7 protein-coding genes are annotated in these 9,227 nt (G+C 38.4%); all 7 read left to right on the forward strand.

Translation table 11 applies throughout. The features are described from left to right. The first annotated feature begins 147 nt into the window (after window positions 1–147). Window positions 148–2,664 (forward strand): preprotein translocase subunit SecA, encoded by a 2,517-nt coding sequence (gene secA, locus BFA01S_RS19245; protein ID WP_066234688.1) that lies wholly within the window; start codon window positions 148–150, stop codon window positions 2,662–2,664. 325 nt (window positions 2,665–2,989) lie between these two features. Continuing rightward, window positions 2,990–4,091 (forward strand): peptide chain release factor 2 gene (gene prfB, locus BFA01S_RS19250; protein ID WP_156483930.1). Its coding sequence is split into 2 segments (ribosomal slippage): window positions 2,990–3,061 and window positions 3,063–4,091, totalling 1,101 coding nucleotides; the frame shifts between segments, so codons are not numbered across the junction. A gap of 289 nt (window positions 4,092–4,380) precedes the next feature. Next, window positions 4,381–5,250 (forward strand): YitT family protein, encoded by an 870-nt coding sequence (locus BFA01S_RS19255; protein ID WP_066234690.1) that lies wholly within the window; start codon window positions 4,381–4,383, stop codon window positions 5,248–5,250. Window positions 5,251–5,301: 51 nt separating this feature from the next. Beyond that, window positions 5,302–5,634, forward strand: coding sequence for a cytochrome c551 (gene cccB, locus BFA01S_RS19260; RefSeq protein ID WP_066234694.1), 333 nt, complete (start codon window positions 5,302–5,304; stop codon window positions 5,632–5,634). A 438-nt stretch (window positions 5,635–6,072) separates the two neighbouring features. Then, window positions 6,073–6,765 (forward strand): cell division ATP-binding protein FtsE, encoded by a 693-nt coding sequence (gene ftsE, locus BFA01S_RS19265; protein WP_066234697.1) that lies wholly within the window; start codon window positions 6,073–6,075, stop codon window positions 6,763–6,765. Beyond that, window positions 6,752–7,648: a permease-like cell division protein FtsX gene (gene ftsX / locus BFA01S_RS19270; RefSeq protein ID WP_066234705.1), complete on the forward strand. Its 897-nt coding sequence runs from the start codon at window positions 6,752–6,754 to the stop codon at window positions 7,646–7,648. The genes ftsE and ftsX overlap by 14 nt, the downstream gene beginning before the upstream one ends. A gap of 148 nt (window positions 7,649–7,796) precedes the next feature. Then, window positions 7,797–9,101: a murein hydrolase activator EnvC family protein gene (locus BFA01S_RS19275; RefSeq protein ID WP_066234699.1), complete on the forward strand. Its 1,305-nt coding sequence runs from the start codon at window positions 7,797–7,799 to the stop codon at window positions 9,099–9,101. The last annotated feature ends 126 nt before the right edge of the window (window positions 9,102–9,227 follow it).

Below are 9,227 nucleotides of genomic sequence, written 5' to 3' on the forward strand. Positions count from 1 at the left end.
TTACTGCTCGTTAAGGCTGGGATAAAATAATTGGGCTTTACAGGCAGTTTGATCGCTTGCTCCATGTCTTTGAAGCAGGAGTCTTATTGGCCGTTATTCAAGATAAATTCGTTAATTTATTACTCTAAATACAGAGGAGCGTTCATGATGCTTGGAATGTTGAACAAAATGTTTGATTTTAATAAACGAACATTGAATCGCTATGAAAAAATGGCGAATGCAATCGAGGCTTTAAGACCTCAGATGGAACAGTTATCTGATGAACAATTAACAGCAAAAACAGCAGAGTTTAAGGAGCGGGTTGCAAAAGGCGAATCGCTTGATGATCTTCTAAAAGAAGCTTTCGCAGTCGTACGAGAGGCAGCAAAACGTGTACTTGGACTTCATCCATATAAAGTTCAGCTAATGGGGGGGATTGCCCTTCATGAAGGTAATATTTCAGAAATGAAAACAGGGGAAGGGAAAACATTAACTTCTACGATGCCTGTTTATTTAAATACACTTTCCGGCGAAGGGGTTCATGTCGTAACAGTGAATGAATACTTAGCAAGCCGTGATGCCCATGAGATGGGGAAATTATATGAATTTCTCGGTTTAACAGTCGGGCTTAATTTAAACTCTTTAGATAAAGATGAAAAACGCGAGGCATATGCTGCAGATATTACATATTCCACTAATAATGAGCTTGGCTTTGATTATTTACGTGATAATATGGTGCTTTATAAAGAGCAAATGGTGCAGCGCCCGTTAAATTTTGCGGTTATTGATGAGGTTGACTCGATTTTAATTGATGAGGCGAGAACACCTTTAATTATTTCCGGCCAAGCGGCGAAATCGACAAAGCTTTATGTTCAGGCAAATGGCTTCGTCCGTAATTTAAAAGTGGAAGAAGACTACACATATGATGTGAAAACAAAAGCTGTTCAGCTGACAGAAGACGGGATTACAAAAGCTGAGAGTGCATTTGGGATCGAAAATCTTTTTGATCTTTCCCATGTTTCGTTAAACCATCATATTAACCAGGCTTTAAAAGCGCATGTTGTTATGCAAAACGATGTAGATTATGTCGTTGAAGAAGGCGAAGTTGTTATCGTTGACTCCTTTACAGGACGTCTAATGAAGGGACGTCGCTACAGTGATGGTCTGCATCAGGCGATTGAGGCAAAAGAAGGTCTTGAAATCCAAAATGAAAGTATGACACTTGCGACGATTACGTTCCAAAACTACTTCCGTATGTATAAAAAGCTATCTGGAATGACAGGTACAGCGAAAACAGAGGAAGAAGAGTTTAGAAATATTTATAATATGCAGGTTATTGCGATTCCTACAAACCGGGATATTGCACGTGATGACAGACCGGATTTAGTATACCGCTCCATGGAAGGGAAATTCCGTGCAGTAGTAGAAGATGTGTCACAGCGTTATGATCTTGGTCAGCCAGTTTTAGTCGGTACTGTAGCCGTTGAAACATCTGAGCTTATTTCACAGCTGCTGAAGAAAAAAGGTGTGCCGCATCATGTATTGAATGCGAAAAACCATGAAAGAGAAGCGGAAATTATTGAATCAGCCGGTCAAAAAGGTGCTGTCACGATTGCGACAAATATGGCTGGACGTGGTACGGATATTAAGCTTGGTGAAGGTGTTGTCGAGCTTGGTGGTTTAGCTGTTGTCGGTACAGAACGCCATGAGTCACGCCGTATTGATAACCAGCTCCGAGGTCGTTCAGGCCGTCAAGGGGACCCTGGTATTACACAGTTTTATTTATCGATGGAAGATGAATTAATGCGCCGCTTCGGTTCAGATAATATGATGACGATGATGGACCGTCTCGGAATGGATGACACACAGCCGATTCAAAGTAAAATTGTATCGCGTGCAGTGGAGTCAGCCCAGAAACGTGTGGAAGGAAATAACTTTGATGCGCGTAAACAATTGCTTCAATATGATGATGTATTACGTCAGCAGCGTGAAGTTATTTATAAACAGCGTTTTGAAGTGCTGGATGCGGAAAATCTTCGAGATATCGTGGAAAAAATGCTTCAAGCGACAATCGAACGTGCTGTAAATGCCAGCACACCGAGAGAAGAGCTTCCTGAAGAATGGAATCTGGACGGTATTGTTGATTATATGAATGCTAATATTCTTACTGAAGGCGAGCTTTCAATTAATGATCTTCGTGGTAAAGAGCCGGAAGAAATGTCAGAATTGATTTTTGAACGTGCAATTGCACATTACAATCAAAAAGAAGAAGACTTCGGTGAAGAACAGATGCGTGAGTTTGAGAAAGTTATTTTACTCCGTGCTGTCGATACGAAATGGATGGATCATATTGATGCGATGGACCAGCTTCGTCAAGGTATTCACCTTCGTGCTTATGGTCAGACAGATCCGCTTCGTGAATACCAGATGGAAGGCTTCGCAATGTTTGAGCAAATGATCGCTTCTATTGAAGAAGATGTTGCAAAATACATTATGAAAGCACAAATCCGTAATAATTTAGAACGTCAGGAAGTTGTTCAAGGTCAAACAGCTGTCCATGCAAGTTCAAATGAAGGCGAAGAACAGCCGAAAAGAAAACCGAAAAGAAAGCAAATCGAAGTAGGTCGTAACGAGCCTTGCATTTGCGGAAGCGGTAAAAAATATAAGCAGTGCTGCGGGAAATAAAGCATGTTGCCCCAATGGGTAAAGAGCAACCCATTGGGGTAACATGCTGAAAGACCCCTTCACGAGAATCCAGTAGATTAAGGGATTTAGCGGTGGGAGTCTTTCAGTGGAAATTAGTTTATAGGGATATTAGTGGCTTATGAGATAGCTCTTTTTCATGATAAACTGGAAGCTCCATCAGGATTTATTCCCTGATGGTTAGTTGAATGAAACGGACCTTTATGGGCAGTTGATCGCCCGTTTAACTTCCTCGAATTTTTAGAAGGTTGAAGCGCGGGGGTCTTACTGTCAGTTAAGGATAGGATAAATTTTAGAGGTGATTAAATTGGAAATAGCAGAAATCCGTAATGAATTAGAAAAAACAGCAGGTCGTCTTGCTGACTTTAGGGGGTCTCTTTGACTTAGATATTAAAGAGGCGCGTATTGAGCAATTGGATAATCAAATGTCTGCACCAAACTTTTGGGATAATCAGTCGGAAGCGCAGACAGTTATTAATGAAGCAAATGCTTTAAAGGATATGGTTCACAAGTTTCATGAATTAAATGAATCATATGAAAATCTTCAATTAACTCATGAACTTTTAAAAGAAGAGCCTGATGAAGAACTTCAAGAAGAGCTTGAAACAGAACTAAAAGATTTAACGGAACAGTTAAATGAATTTGAACTTCATTTATTATTAAGTGGGGAACATGATAAAAATAACGCTATTTTAGAACTTCATCCAGGTGCTGGTGGTACAGAATCACAAGACTGGGGTTCACTGTTATTACGTATGTATACTCGTTGGGCAGAACATAAAGGATTTAAAGTTGAAACATTGGACTACTTACCAGGGGATGAAGCTGGTATTAAAAGTGTTACTCTTTTAATTAAAGGCCATAATGCATATGGCTATTTAAAAGCAGAAAAAGGGGTACACCGTCTCGTTCGTATTTCACCGTTTGACTCATCAGGCCGCCGTCATACATCATTTGTTTCATGTGAAGTAATGCCAGAATTCAATGATGATATTGATATTGAAATTCGTACCGAAGATTTGAAAATTGACACATATCGTGCGAGTGGTGCAGGTGGTCAGCATATTAATACAACTGACTCTGCTGTTCGGATTACCCATACACCGACAAATACGGTTGTAACTTGTCAAACAGAGCGTTCACAGATTAAAAACCGTGAGCGTGCAATGAAGATGCTTCAAGCGAAACTTTACCAAAAACGAATTGAAGAGCAAGAAGCAGAATTAGCAGAAATCCGTGGGGAGCAAAAAGATATCGGCTGGGGAAGCCAAATCCGTTCTTATGTGTTCCACCCATATTCAATGGTAAAGGATCACCGTACAAATACAGAAATCGGAAATGTCCACGCCGTAATGGACGGGGAACTTGATCCGTTTATTGATGCGTTCCTACGCTCTAAACTTTCATAGAATATGAAGAACGATTGCCTTTTATAAGGTGATCGTTTTTTTATGGAAAAACATGAATAATTAAGTGATTGAATATAATTACTTAGTGAAACTAATTCTAATTTGAGATCATTATACAATTATGATCCGAATATACGGAGACCTAAGTCAAGATCACGTAATCATGAGTCAAAGCCGCATTCCAAATAATTCACATTACATCTTTTCGCCTAAAATGTGAAAACTATAAATTGAATATGCTGCCTGTTAAGAACAGGATAAAAAGCTTCAATAGCCGGAGGTATATTAAATGAGGAGAAGAAGGTATGGGAGTTATGAGGATAATCCTTTATTTCAAAAGATTATTGAACTTATTTTTATATTAATTGGCTCGGCTATCGTTGCTCTTGCTTTTAATCTGTTTTTACTTCCAAATCGTGTTGCTTCAGGTGGAGTGAGCGGAATAAGTACGATTATGGATGCGATGTTCGGTTTTGAACCGGCATATGTGCAATGGGCGTTAAATATTCCTCTTTTTATTGCAGGTGTGATTTTTCTTGGAAAGCAGTTTGGGCTTAAAACTTTAGTTGGAACAATCTTTCTCCCATTTATCGTTTATTTAAGCAAGGATATGGACCCGATAACGAAAGATCCGCTCCTTGGTGCATTGTTCGGCGGAATTGGAATCGGCCTTGGATTAGGGATTGTTTTCCGAGGGAAAGCTTCTACAGGGGGAACGGATCTAGCGGCACAAATTATTCATAAATTCACCGGTTTAACCTTAGGTATCTGTGTAGCGATTATTGATGGGTTAATCGTTCTGGCAGCTGCAATTGTTTTTGATATTGAAGGGGGACTGTATGCTTTAATTGCCCTTTATGTCACAAGTAAAACAATAGATGTTGTACAAATTGGCTTTAGCCGTTCAAAGATGACGATGATTATAACAAATAAGGAAAAGGAAGTTCAGCATGCAATTCTTCATGAACTCGACCGCGGTGTAACAAGATTATCGGCATACGGGGGATTTACAAATAATGAAAGACCTGTTCTTATATGTGTTGTCGGACAGACAGAGTTCACAAAATTGAAGGAACTGATAAAAAGTATTGATTCGGAAGCTTTTGTTACTGTAATGGATGCTTCAGAAGTAGTTGGAGAGGGTTTCAAAAGATCCTGAATAGGTTATAATAAATGTGCATGTTTATTACCAATTAAGGGGGATTTTACTATGAAACTAAAAGCTCTTGGTCTAGTACTTGGAACATCTCTAGTTCTTGCTGCATGTGGCGGCGGTGGCGACAATGCAAAAGATAACGGCGAGTCAACTGGAGGAACAGCAACTACTGCAAGTGCAGAAGAAATTACGAGTAAAAGCTGTATACAATGCCATGGACAAAACTTAGAAGGTGCTAATGCTCCTTCACTGAAAGAAATCGGAAGCAAATACGATAAAGCACAACTTGAAAATATCATTAATAAAGGACAAGGTGGCATGCCAGGGGGCCTTGTAAGTGAGGAAGAGGCTTCCGTTGTTGCTGATTGGCTTGCTCAGAAAAAATAAGACAAGCATTATGTTTTAGCAGGAGGGCAGCTATGTAAGTACTATTACTTAGATAACTGCCTTGCTTCTTTCTATTTATCTACGAAATTTGAATTATATCCCCGGAATGAGAGCATCTTTTAAAACATCGATTATTCGACAAAAAACCTTGTGTTACTAGAGGCTATTTTCCCTATTCCTATCCGATGAGCCAGCAATAGAATACATTATATTACACATAATAGAAGGATTTATTTTCTATGAAATAAATCCCAATATTTCAATCGTTTCAAGGTATTGACATGAAAATGTAATAAAAATTAGCCACTTCTTGACGAAATTTGATGTTATAATGTGTTTTGTAGTTTATGAAACAAGGTCTTGTCGGAAATACTTATTCGACATATTTAGACAAAGGATATGACTTTTGTTATAAAATACAACTTTAGGTGGTTTATTATGATTGAAATGACTAACGTAAGTAAAACTTACCCAAATGGAGTTTTAGCTGTTAATAATATAAACGTAAAAATTAATAAAGGTGAATTTGTCTACGTTGTTGGTCCAAGTGGTGCAGGGAAATCAACATTTACGAAAATGATGTATCGTGAAGAAAGACCGACAAGTGGAAAAATTATTATTAACGGAACAGATTTATCAACATTAAAAGAATCGAAAGTACCGTTATTAAGACGTAATATCGGAGTTGTTTTCCAAGACTTTAGATTATTACCAAAGCTGACGGTTTTTGAAAATGTTGCATTTGCTCTTGAAGTAATCGGTGAGAATCCGAGAGAAATAAAAAGAAAAGTGCTAGATATACTCGACTTAGTCCAATTAAAGCATAAAGCGAGATTTTTCCCTGATGAGCTGTCAGGAGGGGAGCAGCAGCGTGTATCGATTGCTCGTTCGATCGTAAATAATCCCGGTGTTGTTATTGCAGATGAACCGACGGGGAATCTTGACCCTGATACATCATGGGAGATTATGTATCTGTTTGAAGAAATAAATAATCGTGGTACTACTATTGTTATGGCTACCCATAATAAGGAGATTGTAAACACGATGAAAAAACGTGTCATCGCCATCGAAGCTGGAAAGATTGTGCGTGACGAAGCAAGAGGGGAGTATGGATTCTATGAATACGATTAATTCTCTTGGCCGTCATTTTAAGGAAAGCTTAAAAAGTTTAGCAAGGAACACTTGGATGACTTTTGCGTCTATAAGTGCTGTAACAGTAACTCTTATTCTAGTTGGTACATTTATCGTCATTATGATGAATTTGAATAATTTTGCTGATAATCTTGAAAATGATGTGGAAGTCCGTGTACATATTGATTTAACCGCGGATAAAGCGGCTCAAGATACATTAAGGCAGGAAATTGAGAAAATTCCAGAGATTGAAAGTGTCGTATTTTCACCAAAAGATAAAGAACTGGAAAACTTGATTAAGAGTTTAGGAGACGAAGGAGAGCCATTCCAGCTGTTTCAACAGGAAAATCCATTAAATGACGTGTTCATTGTAAAAGCGAAAGATCCGCATGATACAAAGAAAATAGCGGAAGAAATTGAAACTTTTAAAAATACTGCTAAAGTAAAGTATGGTCAAGGAGAAGTTGAAAAACTATTTAAAGTAGTTGGAGTTTCCCGTAATATCGGACTTGGTTTAATTATTGGCCTTATTTTCACAGCGATGTTTTTAATTTCTAATACGATTAAAATTACAATTTTTGCCCGCAGACGGGAAATTGAAATTATGAAGCTAGTTGGGGCAACAAACGGATTTATCCGCTGGCCTTTCTTCCTGGAAGGTTTATTACTAGGTGTCTTTGGTGCTGTAATCCCAATTCTGGTTGTTATCTTTTCCTACAATCTCGTTTATACTTGGGCATTACCATATCTCCAGGACGGCTTTTTCGAACTGTTGCCATACAATCCATTCGTTTTCCAAGTATCAGCGCTTTTACTGTTTATTGGTGCGTTAATCGGTGTATGGGGAAGCTTAATGTCTGTACGTAAATTCTTAAAAGTATAACTGGTAAACTTTCAAGCTTACTAGTTTTAGATAAATAATCGGTGTCTGGCGCAAGTGTTCTGGCAGTTCCAAATTGGAAGGCAGAGAGTACTTTTTGGAGCATTGCAAGCATTTGCGCTTTTTTTGCATCTATAGAGGAGGATTCACAATGGGGAAAAAACTAATGGCTTTTTCTATAACAGCAGTCATTGGTGCAAGCAGTTTATTGTTTCCAATCGAAAGCAAGCCTGTATTTGCAGAAGATTTGAATAAGAAAAAACAACAGATCCAACAGGAAAAATCCAATGTAGACTCTAATATAAATAATAAGCAGGATCAAATTTCAGATTTAAAAGCAGAACAGGATAAACTTGATAAAGAGATTAAACGCATTGATCTTCAAGTGGCTGATACGAACGGCAAAATCCGTAAGCAAGAAGAAAGTATTACTACTACTAAAAAAGAGATTGATCAGCTAAAAAAGAAAATTGAAGAAGTAAAAAAGAGAATTGAAGAGAGAAATGAAGTATTAAAAGAAAGAGCGCGCTCCCTTCAGCAAAGTGGAGGAGCTGTCGGTTATTTAGATGTGCTTCTAGGTGCTCAAGATTTCGGTGATTTGGTTAGCCGTATAAGCGCTGTATCAACGATCGTCGAAGCGGATAAGGAAATTCTTAAAGCACATGAAAGAGACATGAAGATACTAGAGCAAGCAGAGGCAGATCTAAATAGTAAGCTCAAAAAGCTTGAAAAAGCATTAAAAGAACTCGAAACTTTGAAAAAAGAATTAAATGCACAAATAGCAGAAAAAGAAAAATTAATGGCTAAAGTTGAGAAGGAACATGATGAAGCAGTACATGAACTTCATAAACTTGAAGACGAGGCTGCATTCCTTAAAGAGCAAGAGAAGATTATAAAAGCAGAAGAAGCTAGACAAAAAGCTGCAGCGGAAGCAGCAAGAAAAAGAGCAGCAGAAGAAGCGAAACGTGCTCAAGAAGCTGCTGCAAAATCATCATCAAGCTCAAGCTCAAGTTCAAGCGAAAAATCATCTGTAAGCAGCTCCGCGCCAGCACCTGCAGTTACTAGCGGTACTTTTATGTGGCCGGCAAACGGAAGCTTTACATCTGGTTTTAAACATCGCTGGGGCAAGCTCCATGCGGGAATTGATATAGCAAACAGTGCAGCAAATGTACCAGTAGTAGCTGCAGCGGATGGAACAGTTATTCGTTCTTATTATTCAAGCAGTTATGGAAATGTTATCTTCGTTTCTCATAATATTGACGGAAAAGTATTTACAACAGTTTACGCACATTTAGAAGAAAGACTCGTTAGCGGCGGTTCCGTAAGTAAAGGCGAGCAAATTGGATTAATGGGAAATACAGGGCGTTCATTTGGGAAGCATCTGCATTTCGAAATCCATAATGGTCCTTGGAATGGACAAGCTAATGCGGTTGATCCATTAACATATTTACAATAATGATAAAAACTCTTAAAGCATCTTGTTTTAAGAGTTTTTGTGCTTTTGAGGAGATGTATCCATTTATCCCAGCCTTAACGGTCAGTAAGAGACTCCCCCTTCAAAGTTCTAGCAATTCGAGGAAGT

Source organism: Metabacillus fastidiosus NBRC 101226, from assembly GCF_001591625.1.
Classification (GTDB): Bacteria; Bacillota; Bacilli; order Bacillales; family Bacillaceae; genus Metabacillus; species Metabacillus fastidiosus.